This is a genomic window from Amycolatopsis sp. NPDC114503 (genome assembly GCF_055633655.1).
In genome coordinates, this window is record NZ_JBVKDT010000001.1 from 1,241,820 (window position 1) to 1,266,202 (window position 24,383).

A 24,383-nucleotide genomic window follows, 5' to 3' on the forward strand; every position below is an offset into this window, starting at 1 on the left:
CGCCCTGATTCCTGCGACGCTCCTGGCGCGCCTAGCACTGCGTGGCCGCAGTTTGGCCCGCGACAGCACCAGAAATGATGGCGTCCGTGCGTCGGATGGACGTCGGCGGCGGATCAGGGCTGGCCACGGTCTAGCCATTCTCGCGTGCGCCATGGCTCGGCCATTCTCTCGAGCGACCTTCTCCGGCCGCCTCTCAAGATCATGCTGGCCCTTGGGAAAAGCGAATTCCCTGGCCGGATCGGGATAGTCGGGCGGATCGTGCCGAGGGCTGGGAGGCTGCTCCCGGCGTACTCCTCCTTAGGCCGCCGCCTCCAGCCAAGATCGACCGACCACGGCACCGAGGCTTAACCTCGCAACGGTGCGTTCACCAGCCGCATCACCCCGCCGCCACCGTGAACAGTTCCTCGTCAATCCAGCCGCGATCCCGCAGCTCCCGGCAAAACCGTTGGTACGAAGCCACCATCGCCGCTGCCTCACGAGGATTCGGCTCGACGAGCGACCCCACCGGCATTTCCTCGCACGCCGCACTGAGCCCGCCCGGCGTGCACCCCGCCGCCGCGAGGAGTGCTGCGCCATATCCGGTTTCCGCCTGCGGTGCCACCTGCAGTCCAAGCCCGCTCACCGTAGCCCGGATCTGAGTCCACAAAGGACTCTTGCTGCCGCCGCCCGCCGCGAGGAGCGGTTCGCGGACTGGAACGCCCAGCCGTCGCAGATGATCCAATGCGAGTCGTTCCAGGAAGGCGACTCCTTCCAGCCGCGCCCGGTGCAGTTCGATCTCGTCAGCTGGGGTGCCGAGGACGAAGCCTTCCGCGTCGCCGTGCGCGAAGGGAAACCGCTCTCCCTTGTGCCGCAACGGGAACGCCACCACCTCGGCTGGACCACGTGCTGCAGCGGCGGCGTCCAGCTCCGCCAATCGCGGACTGTCCGAAACGGACTCGCCACCGGTATTCGACGCGCCGCCTGGCAGCCACCAGCCGTCTGGATGCCGGTGGCTGTACATGACTCCCGTGGGATCGGGCACCAGCGATTCCGTGACGCCCTTCAGGACATACGTGGTCCCCAGAATCCCCACGAACCGCCCCGGTTCGACCGCGCCTGCGGCCAGCTGTCCCGCGCACCCGTCCGTCATGCCCGCCACCACAAGGCATCCGGCGGGCAACCCGGCCGTCGGCACCGAAACCTCGCCGAGCACGCTTGTCGGAGCGACCACCGGCGGCAGCATCCCGTCCGGCACGCCCAACCCGGCGAACACCTCGGACGGCCATTCCTCGGCCAGCGGGTCGTAGCCGCTCTTGAGCGCGTGCGACCAATCCGCCGCGACCGGATGCCCGGTCAGTTTCGCCGCGATCATCTCCGGCGTGTGCCGGACGGCCACTGCCTCGGTGTGCTCGGCCAGCCACGCGATCCGGCCGAGCGCCGCGGTCGGCGAGACTCCTGAACCCAGCGCCCGCCACCGGCTGGCACCGAGTTCCACGGCTTTCGCGTTGTAGTCCGCGCCGCGCCGATCGTCGTACATCAACGCGGGCGTAACCGGTTCTCCTGCGGCATCGACTCCGACGATCGTCCCGGACGTCGCCGCGATCGCCACCGCCGAGACCTCCGCGCCGCGTCCGGGCAGCGCGGCAGTGACCTCGGTCAGCACCGAACAGACCGCGGGCCACCACGCCGACGGATCCTGTTCACTGCGGCCACCGCCCGCGCGCACCGGCACCGGCAGCGACGCCGATGCGGTGGCGAGGACCGAGCCGCCGCGCACCGCGAAGGCGCGAACCCCCGCGGTGGCGACGTCAATGCCGACCGAGACCTGCTCGTTCACGCCGTGCTGACCCTTTCTTCGACGTCCTGCAGGCTGCCGTCGCTCGCGAGTGCTTTCTCGGTTTCCTCAGGCAGTTTCAGGAATCGCACCAGCACCGCGGCCACCAGATACAGCGCGGCGAAGATGATGACCACCCCGGCGGCACCGGCCGGCCCGAGAAACAGCGACACAATCGCCGGCCCGACGAACGCCGCCGCACCCGCGCCGAGGTTCAGCAGAGCCATCGCGCCGCCCTTGTGCTCCGGGGCCAGCGACGGCAGCAGCGCGGAGATCGGCACGAACCCGGCGAGCGTCGCGCCGTAGAGCGCGCCGACGATCAGCGCGAGCCAGTAATACTGCGCGCCCATCGCGACCGGCACGAAGTACAGCAGCAGGATCGAGATCGCGCAGCCGATCGCGCCGAACCAGAAAATCGTGGTGCGCCAGCCGATCCGGTCGCTCAGCACGCCGAAGATCAGGTTGAAGAAGATGTTCGTCCCGTAGATCACCGACACCAGCAGCAGCCAGCGGCTCTCCCCGAACCCGATCTGGGAGATGAAGATCGTCGGGAAGAACACCAGCATGCCGAATTCGGGCGCGGTGTTGATGACCCGCACGATCATGCCGACGCCGACCCGAGGCTTCTTCCATGCGATCGACACGCTGGAAACCAGGCTCTGCACCGGTTTCACGTCGGGCGGCGCGAGCCTGCGGTAGCCGGTGCGCTGCCGGACCCCGAGCACAGCCACGAGTCCGCCGATGCCGAGCAGCACGACCGCCACCCACAGCGTGCCGTAGTGGCCGAACAGCGGGTTGGTGAAGCTCGCGACGAGCGCGCCGAGCGTGGGCAGGCCGCCGGTGAAGGCGAAGTAGAACCAGCCGACTGCCGCGCCGAGCCGGGCGACCGGAGCCACCGCGGTGATCCACACCAGGAATCCGAACGCGAACATCGGATAGCCGAATCCGCGGATGCCGTAGCAGATCAGCATCGCCGCGTAGTTTCCGCTGGCCAGGCCGAGCGTCAGGAACAGCGCGTCGAACACCAGCCAGATGACCAGGCCGATGATCATCACCCGCCGCGGCCCCCATAGTTCGGACAGCGCGCCCGACAGCCATGACGCCAGCATCACGGCGACGCCGTACACGGTGATCACATACGACGCTTTGATTTCCGTGCCCGCGCCGTTGTCCGCCATGTACGGCGCGATGAAGCCGGACTCCACTCCGTCGCCGATCATGAACAGGAGCAGTCCGACATACCCGAGGAACAGGGGCGCGGGCAGCCCCCATTTCGTGAGCAAGCGCCCGAAGCCCGACTTGGGCAACTCCGCTGTTGCCGACTCGTTCATACACGCCTCCATGACGTCGAGATCAAACGTATCATGGACTGTGTGAACTTCGCACGCAAGAGTGTTATGAAGTCGATCAGTTGTCGGGATGTTCGGCGACCTGCACCTCGACCCGGCTGCGCAGCTCGTCGACGTAGTGCGGATCGGCCTCCTCGTCCACGATCAGCAGGTCGTAGTCGTCCAGCGGGGCGAGCCGGTGCAGCGCCGTGCGCTTCATCTTGCTGTGGTCCATCAGCAGCACCTTGTGCCGCGCGGCGGCCAGCATGGCCCGCTTGATCATCACGATCTCGGGCTCCTGGTGGAAGCTCATCGACGTGCTCATCGCCGACGTCGACACGAACGCGATGTCCACCGAGAGCCGCTCGATCGACTCGATGCTCTGCATGCCGAGGAACGAATCGTGGGTGGGCGAGTAGTCGCCGCCGATGCAGATCAGCCGCAGCTCGTGCACGTTCTTGAGGACGTCGATCGCGGCGAGGTAGTTCGTGGCCACGGTCAGCGGCGTCACGTCGACCAGCAGCCTGGCCAGCGCGAGCGCGCTCGTGGAATCGTCGAGCAGCACCGACATGCCGGGCTCGACCTGCTCCACCGCGTGCATCGCGATCAGCCGTTTGGCGTCTACGTGCGCGTTCATCCGGTATTCGGCATTGCTCTCGAACACCGTCGACGGCATCGCCGAGACGCCGCCGCGGTACTTCCGGACCAGGCCGCGCCGGGACAGCTCGTCGATGTCCCGGTGCACCGTCATCATGCTGACGCCGAGCAGGTCGACGAGCTCGCCGATGGTCGCCGAACCCTGCCGGAACACGTGCTCGGTCAGCTTCTGCTGACGGTTCTCGCGGGGATGGGCGGCAGGCTTTTCGCTCGACATGCCGTGATTATCGCGGTTCCACTGGGAGGTTGAAGCGCACCAGGGCAGTTCGGTCACCGCTCACCTCCAGTTCGGTGACGGCCGCGTTGTCCAGGCGCGGAAACACGCCGCGGTAGCGGGACAACGGGATGCCGAGCAGCTGGCAAAGCGTGAGCCGCAGCAGCGTGTTGTGCGCGACGACCAGTGCGGTTCCGCTGGTCGCGGCGGCAATCGCCCGGATCGCGCTGGCTCCGCGTTCGGCCGCTTTCACCGGATCGTCGGCACCCGGGAACGCGCCGGCGACGGGGTCGGCGAGGAAGCGTTCGACTGCCTCGGGATCGGTCTCGCGCACCTCGTCGCGAGTGCGGCCTTCCGCGATCCCGAAGTAGGTTTCCCGCAGGTCGGGGACGATTTCCGGGACCAGATCAAGTGCCTGCGCCGCCGGTTCGATCGTGCGCCGGGCACGTCGTTGCGGCGAGCAGAACAGCCCGTCCGGTTTCACCCGGCGGGCGTACGCGGCCAGCGCGTCGGCCTGGCGGATCCCCTCCTCGGTCAGCGCTACCTCGCTGGTGCCCGCGTAGCGGTTCTCCGCGTGCCATTCGGTCTGCCCGTGCCTGGCCAGCAGCAGCCGTGCTCCCACTCGTGCCCTCCTTGCGTGTGAACACCCTTGCGAACTTCTCAATGTCGCTGTTAACTTAACATTGCTCGTGTGAAACGGGCTCGCTCTCTGAAGGGATCTGGTGGATGACGCTCGACGCGGTGGTGTTCGACCTCGACGGTGTCCTGGTGGAAAGTGAACACCTCTGGGAGGAGAACTGGGTCGCTTTCGCCGCTCGCCACCAAGTCGAGTGGACGGCGGAGGACACGGCCTCGGTGCAAGGCATGAGCGCGCCCGAATGGGCCGGTTATCTCGCGCGGCGGTGCGGGGTGCCGGACCAGGCGGACGAGGTGGAACGCGCGGTGGTCGACGGCATGATCGCCTCGATCGACGCGGGAGAAGCGCCGTTGCTTCCCGGCGCGGGCGCGATGGTGCGCGAAGTCAGCGAGCGGGTCCCGGTCGCGCTCGCGTCGTCGGCCGCCCGCCGGGTGATCGACGCGGTGCTGGAGAAACACCAGCTCACCGGCGAGTTCACCGCGACAGTGTCCAGCGCCGAGGTCGCGCGGGGCAAGCCGAATCCGGACGTGTACCTGGAGGCGGCGGCCCGGCTCGGCAAATCGGGAAGCGAATGCCTCGGGGTCGAGGACTCCAGCAACGGCATCCGGGCGGCGGCCGCGGCCGGGCTCACCGTGATCGCGCTGCCCAACCCGACGTACCCGCCGAAGCCGGACGCGCTGGAGCTGGCCAGCGCGGTGGCCGCGAGCAATGACGACGTCCGACTGAAGCTCCTGGCCTATCTGGCCGGCGAGCCGGTGGCTGCGAAGGACTGAACCATGACCACCTTGGGTTCCCCGGACACGTTCAAGCGGCAGTGGCTGGACGGGTTCGTCACCGCGTACGGCCGCACAGTCCAGAAGGTGCCGGACGCTTACGGCGTCGTCCGCCGCGAGGCTCCGGCGAGCCCGAAGGTCGCGGTCGTGATCGGCGGCGGATGCGGGCACTACCCGGCGTTCGCCGGGCTCGTCGGCCCTGGCCTGGCGGACGGCGCGGTGGTCGGAGACGTGTTCACGAGCCCGAGTGCCGAGCAGGTCTACCGCACGGCGCGGGCGGCGGACAACGGCGCCGGCGTCCTCTTCGGCTTCGGCAATTACCAAGGCGACGTGCTCCACTTCGGACTCGCCGCCCGCAGGCTGGCGGCGGAGGGCATCCCGAGCCGCACCATCCTGGTCACCGACGACATCGCGAGCGGCCCGGCGACTGAACCGGAGCGCCGTCGCGGCGTCGCGGGCGATTTCCTGGTCTTCAAGATCGCGGGCGCGGCGGCGGAACGCGGCTACAGCCTCGACGCGGTGCACGAGGTCGCGGCGAAGGCGAACGCTCGCACGCGGACGTTCGGCGTCGCGTTCGGCGGCTGCACGCTGCCCGGTGCGGACGCGCCCCTGTTCACTGTCGCGGACCAGGAAATGGAGCTGGGCCTCGGAATCCACGGCGAACCGGGCGTGCGCACGGTCGGTCGGTTGTCCGCGGCGGAGCTGGCGGACGAACTGGTCGACGGCCTCCTGCCGGAGCTTCCTGACGGCGACGGCCGGGTGGTCGTGCTGGTGAACGGGCTCGGCCGCACCAAATACGAGGAAATGTTCGTCACCTACACCCGCGTGCACGAACGGCTCGCCCAGGCCGGGCTCAGTCCGGTGCACTCCGAGGTCGGGGAGTTCGTGACGTCGCTCGACATGGCCGGGGTTTCGCTGTCGATCCTGGTGCTGGACGACGAATTGGCCGAGTTGTACTCCGCGCCGTGCGACACTCCGGGCTATCGCACCAAGGGCGCCGAGCTGACCACGGTCGAGCTTGAGTCCACAGTGGACGAACTGCTGACCGCGGAGGCTCCGGGAACCAGTGTCGTCGACCGGGTGCTCACCGCGGCTTTGCGCAGCATCGAGGAGAACGAAGCCGAGCTGGGCAGGCTCGACGCAGTGGCCGCGGACGGAGACCACGGGCTCGGCATGACCCGCGGAATGCGCGCCGCGGTCGCTGCCGCGCGACGCGAGCCGGACACGGTCTCCGGTGCGCTGCTGGCCGCTGGCACCGCGTTCGCCGATGCGGCTGGCGGTGCCTCGGGCGCGTTGTACGGCGTGCTGCTGGCGGAAACCGGAGCCGGTCTCAGCGGCGTAGCTGCCGACGACATCACCACGGCAATGCTCGCCGACGCGGTCGACGGCGCGGTTCGGGCGTTCTGCGAGCTGGGCAAGGCCGAACCAGGTGACAAGACAATGCTCGACGCGATCGAGCCGTTCCGGGCCACGCTGCGAGAGCAGGTGGGCTCGGAGGTAGTGCAGGCGTGGCGGAAAGCCGCCGGAGCGGCTGTCGTAGCCGCGCAGGAGACCGCGCATTTGCGTCCGGCGAAGGGGCGCGCGGCGCGGCTCGCGCAACGGAGCGAGGGTCATTCGGATCCAGGCGCGGTGTCGTTCTCGCTGCTGGTCACGGCTGTCGGCGAGGAGCTGGAAAGGAGCGCGGACTGATGCGCATCGTGGTGGCGGCGGACAACGCCGGGGTAGAACTGAAGAATCAGCTGCGCGACCTGCTTCAAGCCGACGAACGAGTCACCGAGGTGACCGACCTCGGGGTGACGGACGCGGCGGACGACCGGGCGTACCCGTTGCTCGGGCTGGCCGCGGCGGAAGCGATCGCCCGCGGCGACGCAGACCGTGGCGTCCTCGTTTGCGGCACCGGCATCGGCATGGCGATTTCGGCGAACAAGGTGCCCGGCGTACGGGCGACGGTCGCGCACGATTCGTACTCCGCCGAGCGGTCGATCAAATCGAACGACTGCCAGGTGATCACCTTCGGAGCGCGCGCGATCGGCCCTGAGGTGGCGAAGAAGATCGTGGCCGAATGGGTCGGGTACCGCTTCGACCCCGCGTCGGCCAGCGCGACCAAGGTCGCGCACATCACCGAATACGAGAACGCCCACTGACCAAGGCGTCCGTCGTGGCGCACAATCGGCACAGAGCGAGTGAGGGAGCAGAGTTGCACATTCTCGCTGCGGGAGACCACTTCGTCAGCCCCGGCCTGCTGGCCGGAGCCGTCCGCACGGAACTCGGCGGCGACCACGAGGTCGCCGGGCTGACGCTGCCGTGGCCGGTCGAGCCGTTCGGGCCGGTCGGCAACGTGCTGGAGGCCAGCGGTACCGAAGACCAGGTGATCGAGGCACTCGCCGGTGCCGAGGCCGTCGTCACGCAGATGGCTCCGTTCACCAAGAAGGTCTTCGCCGCCGCGCCGGCGCTCAAGCTCGTGTCGGTGTGCCGGGGCGGGCCGGTGAACGTCGACCTCACGGCCGCCACTGAGGCAGGCGTCGCCGTCACCTACGCGCCAGGACGCAACGCGGGCGCGGCGGCCGAGTTCGCGGTCGGCATGATCCTCGCCGCGATGCGGCGGATCTCGACGTCCTCGGCCGAGCTGCTCGCCGGCACCTGGCGCGGCGATTACTACGCCTACGACCAGGCCGGGCTCGAACTGGGCGGCACCACTGTCGGCCTCGTCGGATACGGCGCGATCGGATCCCGGGTCACCAAGGTGCTGGTCGCGTTCGGGGCGAACGTCCTGGTGGCCGACCCCTACGCCGACCGGGCCGCGGTAGCGGCCGATGGCGCACAGCTTGTCGAGCTTGACGACCTGCTCCGGCAGAGCCGAGTCGTGAGCCTGCACGCACGGCTCACCGAGGAAACCCGGCACCTCATCAACGCGAGCAAACTCGCTCTCCTGCCGGAGGGCGCGGTCCTCGTGAACACCGCCCGCGGTGGTCTGCTCGACTACGCGCCGCTGCCCGAAGCCCTGCGCTCCGGTCGGCTCGGCGCGCTCGCGCTGGACGTTTACGACGTCGAGCCGCCGCCGGCGGCCTGGGCGCTGCGCGATGCGCCGAACGTGGTCGCGACCCCGCATCTCGCCGGTGCCAGCAAGCAGACGGCTGAACGGGCGGCCGCGATCGTCGCGGCGGAGGTCGGCCGGTACGCGCGCGGCGAGCAGCTCGCCAACCTCGCGAATCCCGAGGTGCTGGAGCGACGGCCGTGATAGTCGGGGTCGACATCGGGACGTCGCTCACCAAGGCCGTGGTGTTCGACGAGGACGGCAGCTCCATCGCGAGCGCGTGCACGCCGTCCGAGGTGCACCACCTTCCAGGCGGCCGGGTCGAGCAGGACCTCGACCAGGTCGTCGGCACGGTCGCGAAGGTGGTGCGCGAGGTCGCGGCCGTGCTGCCCGAGCCGGTGTCCGCGTTGGCATTGACCGGACAGGGCGACGGCCTCTGGCTCCGCGACGAGGCAGGTGCCGCGGTGCACCCGGCCATCTCGTGGCTCGACGGCCGGGCGAACACGGTGCTCGCGAAATGGCAGGCCGACGGCGTGACCGCGGAAGTCTTCCGCCGCACCGGTTCCGGCATGTTCCCCGGCTGCACCGCGGCCATCATGTCCTATTTGGACACCCATGAGCCCGAGGTGCTCGACCGCGCCGCGGTGGCCGGCTACTGCGTAGATGCGGTGTTGCAGCGGCTCACCGGCGAGATCACGGTCGACGTCTCGGATGCGTCGCTGCCGTTCCTGAACCCGGCCACCCGCAGCTACGACGACGGCGCGATCGAGGCCTGCGGGCTGGGACATCGCCGTTCGTTGTTCGCGAAACCAGCTCCGGCGAAGTCGGTGTTCCGGCTCGACCGGCGCGGTGCCGAGCTTCTCGGGCTGCCGGTGGGTTTGCCCGTCACCGCGGGGCCTTTCGACCTGCCAGCGAGCGCAATCGGTGCTGGCGTAAGGAAACCGGGCGACGGAATCCTCACCGCCGGGACCACGCTCGCCTGCCAGGTGCTCACCTCCGACCCCGCTTTCGACCCCGAAGCGGAACCGGCGGGCATGTTCTTGTGCACGCCCGACGAAAACGAGTACCTGCACGCGATGCCCGCTATGGTCGGCACGGCCGGGATTGACTGGGCCTGCGAGTTGCTGGGCATCAGCGTCGAAGAAATCGACCCGCTACTGGCAAGCAGCAAACCGGGTGCTCGCGGAGTACGCGCGCTGCCGTTCCTCTCGGTCTCCGGCGAACGCGCGCCATTCGTCGACGCTGGAGCTCGCGCCCAATTCTCTGGGCTGAGCCTGGAAGCCGGCCGAGCCGACCTGGTCCGGGCGCTGTGTGAGTCGATCGCTTACGCCGCGCGGCATTGCTTTGAAGCGGCCGGGCTGTCGGGTCAGCTCTACGCCTGCGGCGGAGGAGTCCGCTCGCCCGAATGGCTGCAGATTTTCGCCGATGTGCTCGGCCGTCCGGTCGTGATCCCGAGCGATCCTGGCGTCGGCGCCCGCGGTGCTGTGCTCACCGCCGCGGATGCGCTGGGAAGGCCGTACGATCGGGATCGCTGGGCCGCGAACTCGCGAACGGTCGAGGCCCAGCCCGAAAATGTGGCTGATTACGAGCGCGGTTACGCCGACTACCAGGCTTCCCTGTCTGCCGCGCGCGGACTGTGGAGGCTGTGAATGATCCTGGAGAACGAGCGTGCCGCAGTGTGCGAGTACGCCCGCCGCCTGACCACCGACGGCCTGGTCGTCGGCACGTCAGGCAACGTGTCCGCGCGGGCAGGCGACCTGGTCGCCGTAACCCCGACCGGCGTCGACTACGCCGCCCTCACACCCGCCGACATCCCCGTGGTTGACCTCGACGGCACCCTCGCCGATGGTTCTCTGAAGCCGACCAGCGAACTCCCGATGCACTTGGCCGTGTACACCCGAGCCGCCGATCCGGAATCCGCTCCGGTGAATGCGGTGGTGCACACGCATTCGGTGCACGCCACCGCAGTGTCCACTTTGGTCACCGAGGTCCCGCCGATCCACTACATGCTCGCGGCCATCGGTCCCACGGCGAGGGTGGCCCCCTACTCGACCTACGGCACCACCGAGCTTGCCGACGCGATGCTGCAAGCCTTGGACGATCGCCGAGGCTGCCTCCTGGCAAACCACGGGACGATTACCTATGGCGACTCGTTGTCGAGTGCGTATAGCCGCGCTCAGCAATTGGAATGGGTCTGCCAGGTGTGGCTGCTGGCCCGCTCCGCCGGTACGCCGAATCTGTTGCCGCCAGCGGAAATCGAGCATGTGGTGGAGAAACTGAAGGGATACGGCCAACGCTGAATGATTAGTGCGAGGGCGGCGGCCCGCCTTGCTGCCCGCCCTGGCCCGGCTGATACCCGGGCTGTTGCGGATACCCAGTCTGCGGCGGATAGCCGGGCTGGGGCGGAGAGGGTTGCGCCGAGTAGCCGTTCTGGGGCAAGGGATTCCCCGGCCCGGGCGGGGCCGGGTACCCAGTCTGGGACGGAGCACCGGGTTGTGGCGGGAATCCGGGTTGTGCGGGAGTCCCGGCCTGTGGCGGAAATCCTGGCTGCGCGGGAAATCCGGGCTGTGGCGGGAATCCAGGTTGCGCGGGAACCCCGGACTGCAGCGGAACCCCGGGTTGTCCCGGGTACGCTGCGCCCGGCTGAGGCGCGTACCCGGCTTGCGGAACCTGTCCGGCGTATCCCTGCGGCGTGAACTGCGCGCCCGGTGTCGTCCAGGCCGCCGGACCGTAGCCCGCTCCGGCAGGCTGCGTGCCCGGAAGCATCTTGGCGACCGGAGGCAGCAGCATCGCGATCGCCGTCAGCCCGGCGACAATGGTCGCAATCGCCGTCTGAAGTTCCACGACGGCAAGCACGTGCCGCGAGAGCACGCGCGACAACGAAACAATTGCCACCACCGCTTGCACAACCGCAGGTACGACGAGAAAACGCGCCGGGCGCAGACCGCGTGTCGCGAGTAATGCCGCTCCGGGCAGCACCGCGATACCCAGCACGGCCAGCAGCGGATGCACGTAACTGCCGCTGTCCCAACCGTGGTTGATCATGGTTGCGGCTTCGGCCCACAGCACGACTATCTCGCTGAGTCCGAGCGCTCCCGCGAGCACCAGGGCAAGGTTCCGTGCCTGGGTAGTTGGTCCGGGCGTGCCTGGATAGCCCATAATTTCCCCCCTCCGTGGTGCTCCTACGGTAGCGGGACTAGCGCCCCCATGCCCGCCCGTGCGAACTGGGTCGCCAGCCGTTGCGGCAACGGATTCGGGTACAAAATGATCGACGCGAACGGCGACGGCGTGTAACCCGCCCCGCCGTTGCTCTGCAGGTGCACGCTGACATGCACGTTGCGGTCAGCGGGAATCTCGAACGACACCGCACCCCAGGAAACGACGTACTGCCGACCGTCGATCCCCGCGAACGGGATGTACGCGCCGGCGTGGAAAATATGCGTGGAAATGTCGATCGTGAGCAATCGGCGAGGCCCGTCGTGCGGGTCGACGTACGGGATCACGTTCGGAGTGGAAGCCAAATCCGGTGGCTCGGTCGAGTCGGTCATCGTTCCGGGCCTTCCGTCAGGGCGATGAGTGAAGCTTACCCGCGACGGATCAGTCGTCAGGCGCCGAAGACCGGAGAGTCGCGCGCATCCGGGCGATGCGGCGCAAGATCCGCTCGCGGTTCTTCGCGGCCTTCAGCCAGGCGGGCAGCGTGGCGAGCATGGTCATGAGGGGTAGACCCCCGCCGTCAGCAGGCAACTGCTGCTCCCGAAGCCGAGCGGCGACATAGGCTTCGAGGTAGTCCAGGTGTCGTTCGTTGTAGGCCCACAGCACATGCTCGTCGAAGTCGGCTTGCAGCCACAACGGGCGCTGCAGGAAAGGATCACGCGCGTTCCCCGGCGGAGCTGGCGCGGGCTGAACGCGGTTTCGCGCATCCTGGGCGTGACCACAACGACCGCACACCAGCCGCCGAGGGGCGAACAGAGGTTTCTCGGTCATCGGCGTGCCTGGTACTACGACGACTTTCGCGCAGTGCGCACAACGAGGACAACGAACCAGCACGTCATCGGCGGTGAAATCCCACGCCCACAGCTGCTGGTCCCGAAACCGCTCCGCGCCGTCGTGCCCCATCCAGGAATCCTGACGTTCGCCTGTCCGAGACGGCAACCGGAATAAGCAGTTCTGCGATCAGAACTGGTAGTACAGGAACGGGCTGAAAGTCCCGGTAGCCACCAAGATCGCCGCGTAGACCAGCCCCACCGTCATGACCCCGATCCGCAGCGCCGTCGCTCCGCGGCTTCGGGACGATTCCAGCAGCGGGCCGGTCACCGGGTGCGCCGGGAGGATGAACACGATCAGCGCCAGCAGCAGGATCACCAGCCGCTGGTTCGTGAGCGCGCTTTCCACGACGTCGCCCAATCCGCCGAAGTCGGGGATCAGCATGTGGCCGATCATCGACAACGCGTGGCCGAGGTCGGCTGAGCGGAAGAAAACCCAGCCGAACACCACGAGGATCAGCGTCAGCACTCGGCGGGCGATGCGGGCCACCGGGCCGGTCGGGGAGTCGCCGAGGCGGAAGCGGCGTTCGATGACCAAGAGCGCGCCGTGGTAGCAGCCCCAGATCAGGAACGTCCATTGCGCGCCGTGCCAGAAACCCGTCAGCACGAAGACGATCGACAGGTTCCGGTACGTCTTTCCGGCACCTGAACGGTTCCCGCCCAGCGGGATGTAGACGTAGTCGCGGAACCAGCGCGACAGCGACATGTGCCAGCGGCGCCAGAACTCCGTGATCGTCACCGACGAGTACGGGCGGGCGAAGTTCTCCGGCAGCCGGAAGCCGAGCATGCGGCCGAGGCCGATCGCCATGTCCGAATAACCGGAGAAGTCGAAGAACAACTGCAGGGTGTAGCCGATCGCGCCGAGCCAGGCCGTCGTGAACGTCATCTGGTTCGCCGGGGTCGAGAAGCAGGCTTCGACCATCGGGCTGAGCGAGTCGGCGATGATCGACTTCTTGCACAGGCCCAGCGCGAACCTCGGGAAGCCCGCGGCGATGTCGTCCAGACGGTGCGAACGCCGCTGCGGAAGCTGGTCGGCGATCTCGCGGTACCGCACGATGGGACCCGCCACGAGTTGCGGGAACATCGCGATGTAGGCGGCGAACGACACCGGGTTGCGCAGTGCGTGCCGCTCGCCTCGGTAGATGTCCACCACGTACGAGATGTGGTGGAAGGTGTAGAAGGAAATGCCGATCGGCACCACGATGTTCGCGACGCCCAGGTCGCCGCCGAACCAGTGCGCGACGGCCGCGATCTGCTGCGTCGCGAAACCGGCGTACTTCCAGATGACGAGCACGAGCACGTCGAGCGTGATGACGCCGATCAGGATCCGCTTCCGGCGCTTCCCCCGGACGTCCCACGGGCTGGGTTCCAGCGCCGGGCCGGCGAGGAAGTTCACCGCCATGCAGAGCAGCAGCAGGAAGAGGTACGGGCCGGCGCCGATCGTGTAGAACAGCAGGCTCGCGACCGCGACGATGCCGTTGCGCCAGCTGCGCGGGCACGCCAGGACCGCGATCAGCACCGCGGGCATGAAGTACCACAAGAACAGCGGCGAAACGAACGACATCGGTGACGGACCCCCTCGGTTCCGGAGGAGACCTTAGCCCGAGCGGGTGGCTCCGCGGGGCGATGCCCGACGGATCACAGCACGAATCACTGAGGGTGACGGATTTGGGTGGATTGCGCCCCTCGCGGTGGGGAAGTGGGCGGCCGGTGAAGGTGCGCCGGGGCCGGGGGAATCCCATGGGCGGGTGGCGACCAGGGGCGGCGGCTGGGTGGAAGGGCGGCGGTGGGCGCGCGATATGGCAGTGCGCGGGGCTGTGGTTGGGGCAGCGGAGCGGAAGAGTGATGGGCGTGCGAGGCGCTAGTGCGCGGAGCTGCGGTTGGGGCAGCGGAGCGGGAGAGTGATGGGCGTGCGAGGCGCCAGCGCGAGGGCAGCGGTTGCGGCAGCTGAGCGAAAGGGCGGTGGCCGTGCAGATACGGCGGCGGTCCGGGCGGCTGAGCGATAGCAACACGAGAGTCCCGCCGGGGTGAGCCAGAAGAGATGCTCCGGCGGGCTCAGTCGGTGATCCGCCCCAACCACTCGCCCATCAACGCCTTCTCCGCCTCGCTCAACCCCGACACCTGCGGCAACACCGCCCGCAACGCCATCGCCGCCGCAGTTGGCCCAGGAGCACGGGACACCGGCCGATCCGTGCTGATCGCGGCGATCACCGCTTCCCGGGCCGCGGCCGATACCGCCAGGTCGCGGGACTCCGGCGGAGTGGTGATCAGGCTCAACGTCGCCCCGGACCCGGCGGCGTGGATCAAGGCCGCCGCCAGGGGTTCCGGCACCCGGAGCCGTCCGGCTTCGGCGATGCGGCTGACTCGCGCCGAGAGGACCTCCAGCGACTTCTCCAAAGCCGGGGAGGGGCCAGGGCGGGTGGTCATCAGCAGGTACAGCGCCGGATTGGCCAGGCCGAACTCCAGATGCTGGTCCCAGCCCCGCCGCAAGTCCTCAAGCGGATCGTCTGCGGGGGGCTGGGCCGTTTTCGCTTCCAGATAGTCGGCGTAGCCCTGGACGGTGATGGCGTCCAGCAGGCCGTCCTTGTCGCCGAACAGCCGATAAATCGTCGGCGGCTGGACGCCTGCCGCGGAGCTCACCGCGCGGGTCGACACCGCGTCCGGGCCGCCGCTGGACAGCAGGTCCAGAGCGGCCTTGATGATGCGGGCGCGGGCGTCGTCGGGCATGTTATCGACGATAACAGGCCCGTGATTCCAGTGAAATCAGACGCGTCCGGCGATCCGGCGGCGGCGGGCGACCTCGGCCAGCAGAACGCCGGCGGCGACCGAGGCGTTCAGCGATTCCACGCCGGCCGCCATCGGGATCGACACCGTCGCGTCGCAGGTCTCGCGGACCAGCCGGGAAAGGCCGCGGCCCTCCGAGCCGAGCACGATGACCAGCGGGTCCGCCGCCAGGTCGAGGGCGTCGATGTCGACCGTGCCGTCGGCGTCGAGGCCGACGACCATCAGGCCCTTCGACGCCCACGCACGCAGCTGGCGCGTGAGGTTCGTGGCGACCGCGATCGGCAGCTTCGCCGCGGTGCCGGCGCTCGTGCGCCATGCGACCGCGGTCATTCCGGCGCTGCGGCGTTCCGGCAACAGGACGCCCTGCGCACCGAACGCCGCGGCCGACCGGATCACCGCGCCCAGGTTGCGCGGGTCGGTGACGCCGTCGAGCGCGACGAACAGCGGGGTGTTGCCCGAGTCGCGCGCGGCCTGCATCAGGTCGTCGGGGTGCGCGTACTCGAACGGCGGCACCTGCAGGCCGAGGCCCTGGTGCATCGCCCGGTTGGTCTTGCGGTCCAGCTCCTCGCGCGGGATCTCCAGGATCGAGATGCCCTTGTCGCCCGCGAGCCGGACGGCCTCGTTGACCCGGTCGTCGATGTCGATGTTGAGCGCGACGTACAGCGCCGTGCCCGGCACGTCCGCGCGCAGCGCCTCGACGACCGGGTTGCGGCCGGCGATCAGCTCCGGCCGGTCGGCCTTCTTCTGCCGGGCCTGGTCACGCTTGGTGGCGGCGTTGGCAGCGCGATACGCCTTGTGCCCTGGCCGGTCCTCGGCCTTCGGCGTCGGGCCCTTGCCCTCGAGCGCCTTGCGCCGCTGCCCGCCCGAACCGACGACGGCGCCCTTCTTGGTGCCGGTCTTGCGGATGGCACCTTTGCGCTGTGAGTTGCCTGCCATGAATCCTCAATCTCTGCTGCCGCGAGGAAGTCAGGAGTTCCTGACTGTCCATTGCGGACCGTTCGGGGTGTCTTCCACCGCGATCCCCGCCGCCACGAGACGGTCGCGGGCGGCGTCCGCGCGGGCGAAGTCCTTCGCCGCACGGGCCTCCTGGCGTTCGGCCAGGAGGGCTTCCACGAGCGTGCCCAGCGCGTCGCGGACGGGAGTGTCCGAGCCGCCGTCCGCCCAGTCCGGCGACAGCGGGTCGATGCCGAGCACGGCGGTCATCCCGCGGACCGTGCCGGCCAATTCGAGTGCCTTCGTGGTGTCGCCGCCGTCGAGGGAGGCGTTACCGTCGCGGACCGTGTTGTGCACCACGGCGAACGCGGCCGGCGTCGCCAGGTCGTCGTCCATCGCCGCGGCGAATTCCGGGGAGACCGGGCCGACGTCCACCGAACCGGCCGACTCCGCCCGGCGCAGGAACGCCTCGATCCGCCGGTAGCCCTGCGCGGCTTCGGAAACCGCGCCTTCGGAGTACTCGACAGTGGACCGGTAGTGCGGCTGCACCAGGTAATAGCGCAGCTCGGGCGCACGGTAGCGCTCCAGCATCGCCGGGATCGCGACCGTGTTGCCCAGCGACTTCGACATCTTCTCGCCGGACATGGTCACCCACGCGTTGTGCAGCCAGTAGCGGGCGAATCCGTCGCCCGCCGCGTTCGACTGCGCGCGCTCGTTCTCGTGGTGCGGGAACACCAGGTCGACGCCGCCGCCGTGGATGTCGAACTCGGCGCCGAGGTAGTTGGTCGCCATCGCCGAGCACTCCAGGTGCCAGCCCGGCCGCCCGTCGCCCCACGGCGTCGGCCACGACGGCTCGCCCGGCTTCGCGCTCTTCCACAGCGTGAAGTCGCGCGAATCACGCTTGCCGCGGGTGGGCGTCTCGCCCTGCTGGACCTCGTCGAGCTGCTGGCCCGACAGCGTGCCGTACTCCGGGAACGACTTCACCGAGAAGTACACGTCGCCGTCGACGGCGTACGCGTGCCCGGCTTCGATCAGCCGCTCCATCAGCTGGACCATCTGCGTGACGTGCCCGGTCGCGCGCGGCGTGACCGACGGCGGAAGGCAGCCGAGATCCTCGTACGCCTTCTCGAACGCACGCTCGTGCGTCGCCGCCCATTCCCACCACGGCCGTCCGGCGTCGGCGGCCTTGGCGAGGATCTTGTCGTCGATGTCGGTGACGTTGCGGACCAGCAGCACGTCCAGTCCACTGTGGAGCAGCCAGCGGCGGAGCACGTCGTAATTCAGCATGCCCCGGACGTGCCCGATATGCGGTACTCCCTGCACGGTGGCCCCGCACACGTAGATCGACGCCGTTCCGCTGCGGACGGGAGAGAACTCCCGAGGGGCACGGGTCGCGGTGTCGTACAGGTGCAAAGCCACGAGGTAAAGGGTACCGGGAGCACTGTGGGAGACGTCGCAGGACGTCAGAGCACGCCGTGCTCCCGCAACACGCCTAGCAGCGCGTCCGGCCGTTCCGCCGTGGGCAGCGGGTCGACCAGGGCGAACTGGCAGCCCAGCGCACGGGCGCCGCCGTCGGCCTCTTCGCTGTCGCCGACCATCAGCGTCTCCTCGGCGCGCACGCCGAGCCGCTCGACGGCCGTCTGGAAGATCTCCGGCTCCGGCTTCACGGCTCCGACCTCGAAGGACAGGGTGAACTCGGCGACGTGCGAGTCCCAGCCGCGCTGGCCGAACGCGGGCCGGATGTCGAACGCGATGTTGCTCAGCACGCCCGCCTTGCGCCCGCTGCTCGCGACGGCCTTGAGCGCGGCCTCGGTGTCTGGGTACGGCGTCCACTGGTCGGGGGCGATGAGCTGTGCGTACAGCGCCTCGGCCTGGTCGCGCCGGGGGACGCCGGACAGCCGCAGGACCTCCAGGTACACCTTCCGGTGCAGCTCCGGGTCGCGGTCGCGGTTGTGCCAGGCGTGCAGGTGCTCGTCGTCCAGTTCGACGGATTGCTCGACCGGCGCGGTCATCCGCCGCATCAGCTCGGTCTGGGCTTCGACGTCCAGCGCCGAACCGTCGTCGTCGCGGACGTCGGAGAGCCAGCCGTCCTGCTGCTCAAGGCGGAAAAGAGTGCCGGAGAAGTCGAACAACACCGCGTTGATGGCCACACGACAACCTTATCCGGCATTCCGGGTGCGCCGCCGCCCGTTTGTGGTCCCCGGCTCACCTCCGCGCCTTTCCTGGTGCTGGGGCGAGCGTGGTCTGATGACTGACGTGCGTCTGGACAATCTGGCCGGCACGACCGAGACGGCAGTGATCGTGCCGGTACCGGCTGCGGACGCGGTCGTGGACAGCTACCGGCAAGTCCTGGACCACTCGGCCTGGTGGGGTGTTCCGGCGCACGTCACGGTCGTTTACCCGTTCCTCCCGCCGGACCGGATCACCGAGGCTGTGGTCGAAGACTTGCGAGAGGCGCTGACGACGGTCGGCTCGTTCGAGTGCGCGTTCTCGAGGGTTGGCTGGTTCGGGAAGGAGGTGGCGTGGCTGGCTCCTGACCCGGCTGAGCCCTTCCGGACGTTGACCGAGCTGGTGTGGCACAGGTTCCCCGAGCGTCCTCCGTATGGCGGTGCCCATGCCGAGCTGATCCCGCACCTCACTGTCGGGAGCACCCGCCTTGGCGATCATTCCGCGCTCCGGCGGGCAGCCGTCGAGGTGCAGTCGAAGCTGCCGATCCGGGATGAGATCAACCGGGTGCGCTTGATCGCTGGCAACGCGGGGGCGAGGTCGTGGCGAACGGTGATCGAGTTCGCGTTGCGGGATTCGTAGGCGCGTGGCGATTCGAGACCGACACTCAACCGGCCGAGACGTACAGCTCCACGAACTCCGGCGTCGCGTCGAGCCGGACCTTCAGGATCGGCACCGCCTTGTTCACCGGGTCGCCGCGGTCGTCGAACGAGATCATGCCGCTCGCTCCCGGCACCGCGGACTGTCCGTGCAACCGGTTCCTGGCCTGCAGCACGTCCTGCGCGGTGACCTGCTCCGGCGACACCCGCGGGATGCCCCGGATGGCCCAGACCACGGTCAGCACCGCGTCGTGCGCCAGGATCGCGATGCCGTCGTCCAGCCGTTCCCTCGGGAAGACCGCGGTGAAACAGCCGTCGCACGCCGGTTCCTCGAAGCTCGCGACGGCCGCCTTGTTGAACGACTCCGGGTGGTCGCGCCAGGCCTGCGGATGCGCGAGCCCGGGCGCGAGGACGGTGACATTCGCCTGGAGGCCGCGGCGCATTTCCGGGCCGGGCGGGCCGACCTGGGCGAGGTCGCCGGTCAGCACGGTCAGGTGTTTCTCGAGGCACGGCCGCTGGGCGAGCTGCGCTACGAACGACTTCAGGTGGTCCTCGCGGCCGGCGAAGTAGACGACGTCCGGGTTGTCGCCGCAGATGTTGGGCATCATTTGCAGGAACGTGTTCTCGATCCCGGGCAGGCTGGAGTCGTAGGACTCGGTGCGCCCGACGATCCGGTGCGTGGCGTCGGCGAACGTCTTGGTGAACGCCGTGGCCAGCGTCTTCGGGTACAGATCGCCGGGGTTCTGGTCCTGCACGACGGTGGCGGTGCGCGCGGTCGGCTTCACGTAGCCCGCCATCGAACTGCCGTAGGTCGAACTGGTCGGGGACACCCGCAGGAACCCGGGGATCTGCGAGAACTCGTCGGCGGCCAGATGCGAGGCGACGACCGGGACGCGGTGGTCGGACAGCTTCTGGATGGCGCTGCGCGCGGTGTCGAGGCTCAGCCCGATCCCGGTCACGCCCACGATCCGGTCGGCTCCGGTCCGGCCGATCAGGTCGTCGACCACCGGCTCCCACTGTTTGAGCTGGCTGCCGGGGTTCGCGAGCAGCAGCCGGACGAGCGGCACGCTGCCCCACGACTGCGTTTTGTTGGCCCGGTGCTGCGCGACATACGCCCCTTCGAGCTGATGCCGCACCCATTCGTGGGAGAGAATGTCGTGGTCGGTGAGCGTCATCGGCAGCAGCACCGCGATGGTCACGTACGGTTTCCCGGAGCCGACGGTTTCGGTGTTTTCCTGATGAATTCTGTTTTCCACATCCGCGAGGTCGGGCGAGAACACGAATTCGCCGTCAGTCGTGCCGATGCATTCGGAATTCTCACCGCGCTCCTCGACGCCGGTGCCGCACGTGCGGTTCGCCTCGCTGATCGCCGGGACGACGACGAACGCCGCCACGACGATGACCACGACCAGCAGCGCCGCGCCGCCGCCCCACAGCCACTTCGCCCAGGTCGGCCGCGGCGGCTTGATCCGTTGCGTCATCGGTAGCGCTCCGCTCGCTCGTGCAGCAGCATCGATCCTCGTCCCCGGCCCTGGGCCAGATGGTGGAATCCGCTCTCGATCGTGGCGTTGAGGGTGCCGCCCGGGTCGCCGAGCGGATCACGCGCCAGCCACAGCGAAACGACCAGCCACGCCACGGTGGTCTCCAGTTCGCCTTCCCATTCCCCGACGCGCTGCTGCACCTGCGTGTACGGATCCGCGTTCTCGACAAGGCGGTTGGGCGCGGCGGTGATCGTGTCCAGTTCGGCGAGCCACGCTTCGGCGGTCGGCACGTCGAATTCGGCGTGCGCGGCGGAGAGCGGTTTGCACAGATGCGTCACCACCGCGTCGACGTTTTCGAGCGCCAGATCGTGGTAGCGGGCAGCGGCGACCCGGCCGTTCTTCTCGTAGAAATCGCGGCAGCGCGTGTGCACCTTCTCCCAGTTCAACGGGTGGTCGTCGGCACGCGTGGCCAGCTTCCGCAGCAGCAACCGGCGCAGCCACGGGTGCAGGACGTAGCGCGACGGATCGTCCGGATCCGCCCGCAGCCACAGCTGATCGGCGAGCTGCTTGAACAGCGGTCCCTCGCCCATCGGATTGCGCAGATCGAGAATTTCCTTGTGGAACAGCATTTCCACGTCGACCGCGGCGCTCGCGGTGACGAGTTCCTGGCGGCTCGCGGTCGAAAAGTCCTGCAGCAGGTAGTCGCACATCTGCGCGAGCAAAGTGGAATCACTGCCGTCTTCCATGATTACCTTGGTGTACAAGGCTTCCCGCAACGTGTTCGGGTTGGCCGGATCGTAGCGCGCGGCGACAGTGTGCAGCACCTCCCGCACCGCGCCGGGATGTCCGTCGGTGAGCCGGGACAGGAACCGCGGCAGCCGCGACGTCGGGTGCACGTCGTGCGCGGCGGCGACATCGACGACGTCGCCGCTGGAAAGCGTGCCGAGTTCCAGCAGATACCACGGGGACCAGCGGTTGTCCGGCTGTCCGGGGATCCAATCGGTCTCCACGTGCGCGGGCAGCCGCGGCACCGGCCATTCGAGACCGCTCGTCCGATGCTCCGGGTTCCGGCGGATTTCCCGGTCGCTGCCGGGATGCGCGGTGACCATCGACCAGCTTTCGCCCCAGTCCGGATTCCACGTCCGGCTCGTCGCGATCACCACCAGCGGATCGGCCTCGTCCGGCGTGTGCCTGCGCGACTCGGCGAGCGTGCGCAGGAAGTCCTGTCCGCCCTTGGTGTGCGCGTTGTCCAGCAATACCAGGCAATTCATCGTCCGGCGGGTGCCGGAGAGGCCGGAGTACGCGCGGCGCAGGTCGGCGAGGAACGCGTCGCAGATGATCGCGTCGACCGCCGCCCGGTCTTCCTCGTCGCCATGCGCGTGCTTGGCGATCTCGATCAGGAAGTCCTGGTGATTGCCGTGCCCGGTCGGCATGGCCTTGACCTTGCCCATCAGCCGCCGCCGGTCGTACCAGCTGAGCCCGCGCAGCAGCAGTTCGGTCGCCTCGTTCCAGCCGGGAAGGCTGTTGCCGGACGTGACGCCGCCGACGAGCTTGACGACGTCCACGATCGCGTCGCGATTGCGTTCCAGCGGCTGGTTTTTCGCGATCAGGTCCCGGAGCTTGCGCAGCGCGGCCCTGCGGTCGCCGAGTTCGACCGGCGCGCTGAGCACGAGCATGCATAGCCACAGCCGGGGAAACGCGATACGGCCGAATTGCCGCCATTGCCTGCCGAGGTCGAAAGCCAAGTGGCCCAGCAGTTCCCGCGGCTGAATCTGCTCCCAGTCGCGCCGCTCGAAATCGACGAGCGCGTGCGGGATGTCCTCGCATCGGGTGCGCAATTCCTCCAGCAGCGCCGACTTCCCCGAGCCGCGCACGCCGAGCGCGACCGCGATCGGCAGCGGTCTGCTCTGTCCTCCCGGACGGCTCAGCAGTTCTTCGACCAGCCTTCCGGTGATCGAACGTACTCCGGACAACCGATGCGCATCGACGGGCATCGTCCCCCTTTGGCCCGGGCGGCCCCGCTCCCTGCCGCCGCAAACGTCGCGGAATAACTATAATGAGCCGCGGGTACCCGCGCAGAAGTTGGCGGAGATCGGCGAAGATCGTTTTCCGATGACCATGCGGTTAGCGCTGGTCAGGTATCGCGAAGAATGGAATATTACGATTCCGGGCGAGCGAATTTAACTCAGCCGCGCACCAGCAGCGCGGTCGCGACCGCCGCGATGCCCTCGCCCCGGCCGGTGAGGCCCAGCCCGTCGGACGTCGTCCCCGAGACACTCACCGGTCCGCCGATCGCGTCGCTCAGCACCTGCTGCGCCTCGTCGCGCCGCTTCCCGATCCGCGGGTGGTTCCCGATGACCTGCACGGTCGCGTTGGCTACCAGCCAGCCTTCGGCCCGCAGCAACGCCCGCACCTCGACGAGCATGTCGGTGCCGTGTGCGCCGTCCATGCGCGGATCGCCGGTGCCGAACACCGCGCCGAGGTCGCCGAGGCCGGCGGCGGACAGCAGGGCGTCGCACAGGGCGTGTGCCGCGACGTCGCCGTCGGAGTGGCCCGCACAGCCGTCCACTCCCGGCCAGTGCAGCCCGGCCATCCAGCATTCCCGGCCCGGCTCGACCGGATGGACGTCGACGCCGTTGCCTACCCGCAGATCGGTCACAGGGGATCCTCTCGGTCCCCGCCTGCGACGAGCGCCTGGGCGAGGGTGAGTTCGAAGGCGCTCGCGACGCGCATCGCGTCCGGATCGCCGGGGACGACGGCGGCGCCCGCGGTGTCGGCGAGACCGGGGTCAGCGGAATCGGCGAGCGCGGAGCGGAATGCGGAAAGGGAAAAACCAACTGGGGTTTGTGCGCTGCGGAGACCGTCGCGATCCACCGTGGCGGTGACAATTCCGGATTCGTCGGTGGTTTTCACCGTGTCGGACATCGGCAGCACCGGCACCGCGACAGGTGCGCCTTCCCGGACCGCGGCCAGCACCTGCCGGACCGTCCGTTGTGGAGTGAACGCCCGCAGCGCGTCGTGCACCAGCACGACGGCGTCCGGGGAAAGAATGGGCTTGACGGAGGCGAACACCTGCCGGAGCGAAGCACCGGGAACGACCCGGCACTCGAGGCCGTGCAAAGCCTCGGAAAACGACTTCGCACACCGCTCGGGGGCTGCGGCGACCACCAGATCGATCTCCGGTGTGCCGAGCAGCCCCCGCACGGTGTGCGTGAGTAGTGCTGCACCGCCGACCGCCGTGAGCGCGAACTCGGGATCGGCCGGACGGTGCGCGACAGTCACGAACGCGACACTGAGCACCTGTGGGTTCATCAGGTCGTGATCGTAGGGAACCGGTTGCCTCGGCGGCGAACCGGAGGACCCGGGGTCAGACCGTCGCGGTCTCTAGAACCTCGTCGAGGAGCGTTTCCGCCTTGCCCTCGTCGGTGCCCTCCGCGAGCGCGAGCTCGCTGACCAGGATTTGCCGTGCCTTCGCCAGCATGCGTTTCTCGCCGGCTGAAAGTCCGCGGTCCTTTTCTCGCCGCCAGAGGTCGCGCACCACTTCGGCCACCTTGTTCACATCGCCCGAGGCGAGCTTCTCCAGGTTGGCCTTGTACCGACGAGACCAGTTCGTGGGCTCTTCGGTGTGCGGAGCACGCAGAACATCGAAGACCTTGTCCAGTCCTTCTTGCCCGACGACATCGCGTACGCCGACGATCTCGGCGTTGTCAGCGGGCACGCGAACCGTAAGATCCCCTTGCGCGACTTTGAGGACGAGGTACTTCTTTTCCTCGCCCTTGATCACGCGGGTCTCGATGGCTTCGATGAGTGCGGCACCGTGGTGCGGGTAGACGACGGTCTCTCCGACCTTGAAAACCATGT

24 protein-coding genes are annotated in these 24,383 nt (G+C 68.7%); 7 read left to right on the forward strand and 17 right to left on the reverse strand.

Annotated features, from left to right (window positions below; translation table 11 throughout):
* Positions 1 to 376: 376 nt before the first annotated feature.
* From ACZ7OI_RS06065 to ACZ7OI_RS06080, 4 genes are all read right to left on the reverse strand, one after another.
* Positions 377 to 1,816 (reverse strand): FGGY-family carbohydrate kinase, encoded by a 1,440-nt coding sequence (locus ACZ7OI_RS06065; protein ID WP_470263044.1) that lies wholly within the window; start codon positions 1,814 to 1,816, stop codon positions 377 to 379.
* Complete coding sequence (locus ACZ7OI_RS06070; RefSeq protein WP_470232498.1) at positions 1,813 to 3,144, reverse strand: MFS transporter; 1,332 nt, start codon at positions 3,142 to 3,144, stop codon at positions 1,813 to 1,815. The genes ACZ7OI_RS06065 and ACZ7OI_RS06070 overlap by 4 nt, the downstream gene beginning before the upstream one ends.
* 76 nt (positions 3,145 to 3,220) lie before the next feature.
* Entirely contained in the window at positions 3,221 to 4,015 is a 795-nt protein-coding gene (locus ACZ7OI_RS06075) for a DeoR/GlpR family DNA-binding transcription regulator (protein ID WP_344265361.1), read from the reverse strand.
* 7 nt (positions 4,016 to 4,022) lie between these two features.
* Positions 4,023 to 4,634, reverse strand: a complete 612-nt coding sequence (locus ACZ7OI_RS06080) for a histidine phosphatase family protein (protein WP_470263045.1) — start codon at positions 4,632 to 4,634, stop codon at positions 4,023 to 4,025.
* 104 nt (positions 4,635 to 4,738) lie between these two features.
* Between ACZ7OI_RS06080 and ACZ7OI_RS06085 the strand changes: the two genes are divergently transcribed.
* The 6 genes from ACZ7OI_RS06085 to ACZ7OI_RS06110 are packed head-to-tail and all read left to right on the forward strand — an operon-like array spanning position 4,739 to position 10,756.
* The gene (locus ACZ7OI_RS06085; protein ID WP_470232495.1) at positions 4,739 to 5,422 is read left to right on the forward strand and encodes an HAD family hydrolase; all 684 of its coding nucleotides are present in this window, start codon (positions 4,739 to 4,741) and stop codon (positions 5,420 to 5,422) included.
* 3 nt (positions 5,423 to 5,425) lie between these two features.
* Entirely contained in the window at positions 5,426 to 7,111 is a 1,686-nt protein-coding gene (locus tag ACZ7OI_RS06090) for a dihydroxyacetone kinase family protein (RefSeq protein ID WP_470263046.1), read from the forward strand.
* On the forward strand, positions 7,111 to 7,566 hold the full coding sequence (locus tag ACZ7OI_RS06095) for a ribose-5-phosphate isomerase (RefSeq protein ID WP_470263047.1): 456 nt from the start codon (positions 7,111 to 7,113) through the stop codon (positions 7,564 to 7,566). The genes ACZ7OI_RS06090 and ACZ7OI_RS06095 overlap by 1 nt, the downstream gene beginning before the upstream one ends.
* 53 nt (positions 7,567 to 7,619) lie before the next feature.
* Positions 7,620 to 8,660, forward strand: coding sequence for a 2-hydroxyacid dehydrogenase (locus ACZ7OI_RS06100; RefSeq protein ID WP_470263048.1), 1,041 nt, complete (start codon positions 7,620 to 7,622; stop codon positions 8,658 to 8,660).
* A complete protein-coding gene (locus tag ACZ7OI_RS06105) occupies positions 8,657 to 10,105 on the forward strand; it encodes an FGGY family carbohydrate kinase (protein ID WP_470263049.1) in 1,449 nt (482 codons plus the stop codon). The genes ACZ7OI_RS06100 and ACZ7OI_RS06105 overlap by 4 nt, the downstream gene beginning before the upstream one ends.
* Complete coding sequence (locus ACZ7OI_RS06110) at positions 10,106 to 10,756, forward strand: class II aldolase/adducin family protein (protein ID WP_470263050.1); 651 nt, start codon at positions 10,106 to 10,108, stop codon at positions 10,754 to 10,756. It abuts the gene before it with no gap.
* A 4-nt stretch (positions 10,757 to 10,760) separates the two neighbouring features.
* Here ACZ7OI_RS06110 and ACZ7OI_RS06115 read toward each other — a convergent pair whose 3' ends face one another.
* From ACZ7OI_RS06115 to ACZ7OI_RS06150, 8 genes are all read right to left on the reverse strand, one after another.
* Positions 10,761 to 11,561, reverse strand: coding sequence for a hypothetical protein (locus tag ACZ7OI_RS06115; RefSeq protein ID WP_470263051.1), 801 nt, complete (start codon positions 11,559 to 11,561; stop codon positions 10,761 to 10,763).
* Positions 11,562 to 11,638: 77 nt separating this feature from the next.
* A complete protein-coding gene (locus ACZ7OI_RS06120) occupies positions 11,639 to 12,004 on the reverse strand; it encodes a hypothetical protein (protein WP_470263052.1) in 366 nt (121 codons plus the stop codon).
* Between the two features lie 49 nt (positions 12,005 to 12,053).
* Positions 12,054 to 12,572: a TFIIB-type zinc ribbon-containing protein gene (locus ACZ7OI_RS06125; protein ID WP_470263053.1), complete on the reverse strand. Its 519-nt coding sequence runs from the start codon at positions 12,570 to 12,572 to the stop codon at positions 12,054 to 12,056.
* 57 nt (positions 12,573 to 12,629) lie between these two features.
* A complete protein-coding gene (locus ACZ7OI_RS06130) occupies positions 12,630 to 14,063 on the reverse strand; it encodes an MBOAT family O-acyltransferase (RefSeq protein ID WP_470263054.1) in 1,434 nt (477 codons plus the stop codon).
* A 491-nt stretch (positions 14,064 to 14,554) separates the two neighbouring features.
* On the reverse strand, positions 14,555 to 15,226 hold the full coding sequence (locus ACZ7OI_RS06135) for a TetR/AcrR family transcriptional regulator (RefSeq protein WP_470263055.1): 672 nt from the start codon (positions 15,224 to 15,226) through the stop codon (positions 14,555 to 14,557).
* A 36-nt stretch (positions 15,227 to 15,262) separates the two neighbouring features.
* Positions 15,263 to 16,219, reverse strand: a complete 957-nt coding sequence (gene rlmB / locus ACZ7OI_RS06140; RefSeq protein ID WP_470263056.1) for a 23S rRNA (guanosine(2251)-2'-O)-methyltransferase RlmB — start codon at positions 16,217 to 16,219, stop codon at positions 15,263 to 15,265.
* A gap of 30 nt (positions 16,220 to 16,249) precedes the next feature.
* The gene (gene cysS, locus ACZ7OI_RS06145) at positions 16,250 to 17,635 is read right to left on the reverse strand and encodes a cysteine--tRNA ligase (RefSeq protein ID WP_470263057.1); all 1,386 of its coding nucleotides are present in this window, start codon (positions 17,633 to 17,635) and stop codon (positions 16,250 to 16,252) included.
* A gap of 44 nt (positions 17,636 to 17,679) precedes the next feature.
* Complete coding sequence (locus ACZ7OI_RS06150; protein WP_470263058.1) at positions 17,680 to 18,366, reverse strand: HAD family hydrolase; 687 nt, start codon at positions 18,364 to 18,366, stop codon at positions 17,680 to 17,682.
* A gap of 97 nt (positions 18,367 to 18,463) precedes the next feature.
* On the opposite strand from ACZ7OI_RS06150, the gene ACZ7OI_RS06155 reads away from it, so the two are divergent.
* Complete coding sequence (locus ACZ7OI_RS06155; protein ID WP_470263059.1) at positions 18,464 to 19,024, forward strand: 2'-5' RNA ligase family protein; 561 nt, start codon at positions 18,464 to 18,466, stop codon at positions 19,022 to 19,024.
* Positions 19,025 to 19,049: 25 nt separating this feature from the next.
* Here the strand turns inward: ACZ7OI_RS06155 and ACZ7OI_RS06160 are convergent, their stop codons facing one another.
* The 5 genes from ACZ7OI_RS06160 to ACZ7OI_RS06180 form a co-directional block, all read right to left on the reverse strand.
* On the reverse strand, positions 19,050 to 20,522 hold the full coding sequence (locus tag ACZ7OI_RS06160; RefSeq protein ID WP_470263060.1) for a type 1 periplasmic-binding domain-containing protein: 1,473 nt from the start codon (positions 20,520 to 20,522) through the stop codon (positions 19,050 to 19,052).
* Positions 20,519 to 22,516 (reverse strand): hypothetical protein, encoded by a 1,998-nt coding sequence (locus tag ACZ7OI_RS06165; RefSeq protein WP_470263061.1) that lies wholly within the window; start codon positions 22,514 to 22,516, stop codon positions 20,519 to 20,521. The genes ACZ7OI_RS06160 and ACZ7OI_RS06165 overlap by 4 nt, the downstream gene beginning before the upstream one ends.
* A 191-nt stretch (positions 22,517 to 22,707) precedes the next feature.
* Positions 22,708 to 23,172 (reverse strand): 2-C-methyl-D-erythritol 2,4-cyclodiphosphate synthase, encoded by a 465-nt coding sequence (gene ispF, locus ACZ7OI_RS06170; RefSeq protein WP_470263453.1) that lies wholly within the window; start codon positions 23,170 to 23,172, stop codon positions 22,708 to 22,710.
* Positions 23,173 to 23,177: 5 nt separating this feature from the next.
* A complete protein-coding gene (locus tag ACZ7OI_RS06175; RefSeq protein ID WP_470263062.1) occupies positions 23,178 to 23,834 on the reverse strand; it encodes an IspD/TarI family cytidylyltransferase in 657 nt (218 codons plus the stop codon).
* Between the two features lie 55 nt (positions 23,835 to 23,889).
* Complete coding sequence (locus ACZ7OI_RS06180; protein WP_009084200.1) at positions 23,890 to 24,381, reverse strand: CarD family transcriptional regulator; 492 nt, start codon at positions 24,379 to 24,381, stop codon at positions 23,890 to 23,892.
* Positions 24,382 to 24,383 lie beyond the last annotated feature (2 nt).

Bases quoted from the DNA above. Each gene is read 5' to 3' on its own strand.
- ACZ7OI_RS06125 (WP_470263053.1), bottom strand. From the start codon at position 12,572: ATGGGGCACGACGGCGCGGAGCGGTTTCGGGACCAGCAGCTGTGGGCG.
- ACZ7OI_RS06070 (WP_470232498.1), bottom strand. From the start codon at position 3,144: ATGAACGAGTCGGCAACAGCGGAGTTGCCCAAGTCGGGCTTCGGGCGC.
- ACZ7OI_RS06135 (WP_470263055.1), bottom strand. From the start codon at position 15,226: ATGCCCGACGACGCCCGCGCCCGCATCATCAAGGCCGCTCTGGACCTG.
- ACZ7OI_RS06165 (WP_470263061.1), bottom strand. From the start codon at position 22,516: ATGCCCGTCGATGCGCATCGGTTGTCCGGAGTACGTTCGATCACCGGA.
- ACZ7OI_RS06175 (WP_470263062.1), bottom strand. From the start codon at position 23,834: ATGAACCCACAGGTGCTCAGTGTCGCGTTCGTGACTGTCGCGCACCGT.
- rlmB (WP_470263056.1), bottom strand. From the start codon at position 16,219: ATGGCAGGCAACTCACAGCGCAAAGGTGCCATCCGCAAGACCGGCACC.
- ACZ7OI_RS06130 (WP_470263054.1), bottom strand. From the start codon at position 14,063: ATGTCGTTCGTTTCGCCGCTGTTCTTGTGGTACTTCATGCCCGCGGTG.
- ACZ7OI_RS06110 (WP_470263050.1), top strand. From the start codon at position 10,106: ATGATCCTGGAGAACGAGCGTGCCGCAGTGTGCGAGTACGCCCGCCGC.
- ACZ7OI_RS06160 (WP_470263060.1), bottom strand. From the start codon at position 20,522: ATGACGCAACGGATCAAGCCGCCGCGGCCGACCTGGGCGAAGTGGCTG.
- ACZ7OI_RS06155 (WP_470263059.1), top strand. From the start codon at position 18,464: ATGACTGACGTGCGTCTGGACAATCTGGCCGGCACGACCGAGACGGCA.
- ACZ7OI_RS06090 (WP_470263046.1), top strand. From the start codon at position 5,426: ATGACCACCTTGGGTTCCCCGGACACGTTCAAGCGGCAGTGGCTGGAC.
- ACZ7OI_RS06075 (WP_344265361.1), bottom strand. From the start codon at position 4,015: ATGTCGAGCGAAAAGCCTGCCGCCCATCCCCGCGAGAACCGTCAGCAG.
- ACZ7OI_RS06095 (WP_470263047.1), top strand. From the start codon at position 7,111: ATGCGCATCGTGGTGGCGGCGGACAACGCCGGGGTAGAACTGAAGAAT.
- ACZ7OI_RS06085 (WP_470232495.1), top strand. From the start codon at position 4,739: ATGACGCTCGACGCGGTGGTGTTCGACCTCGACGGTGTCCTGGTGGAA.
- ACZ7OI_RS06120 (WP_470263052.1), bottom strand. From the start codon at position 12,004: ATGACCGACTCGACCGAGCCACCGGATTTGGCTTCCACTCCGAACGTG.
- ACZ7OI_RS06180 (WP_009084200.1), bottom strand. From the start codon at position 24,381: ATGGTTTTCAAGGTCGGAGAGACCGTCGTCTACCCGCACCACGGTGCC.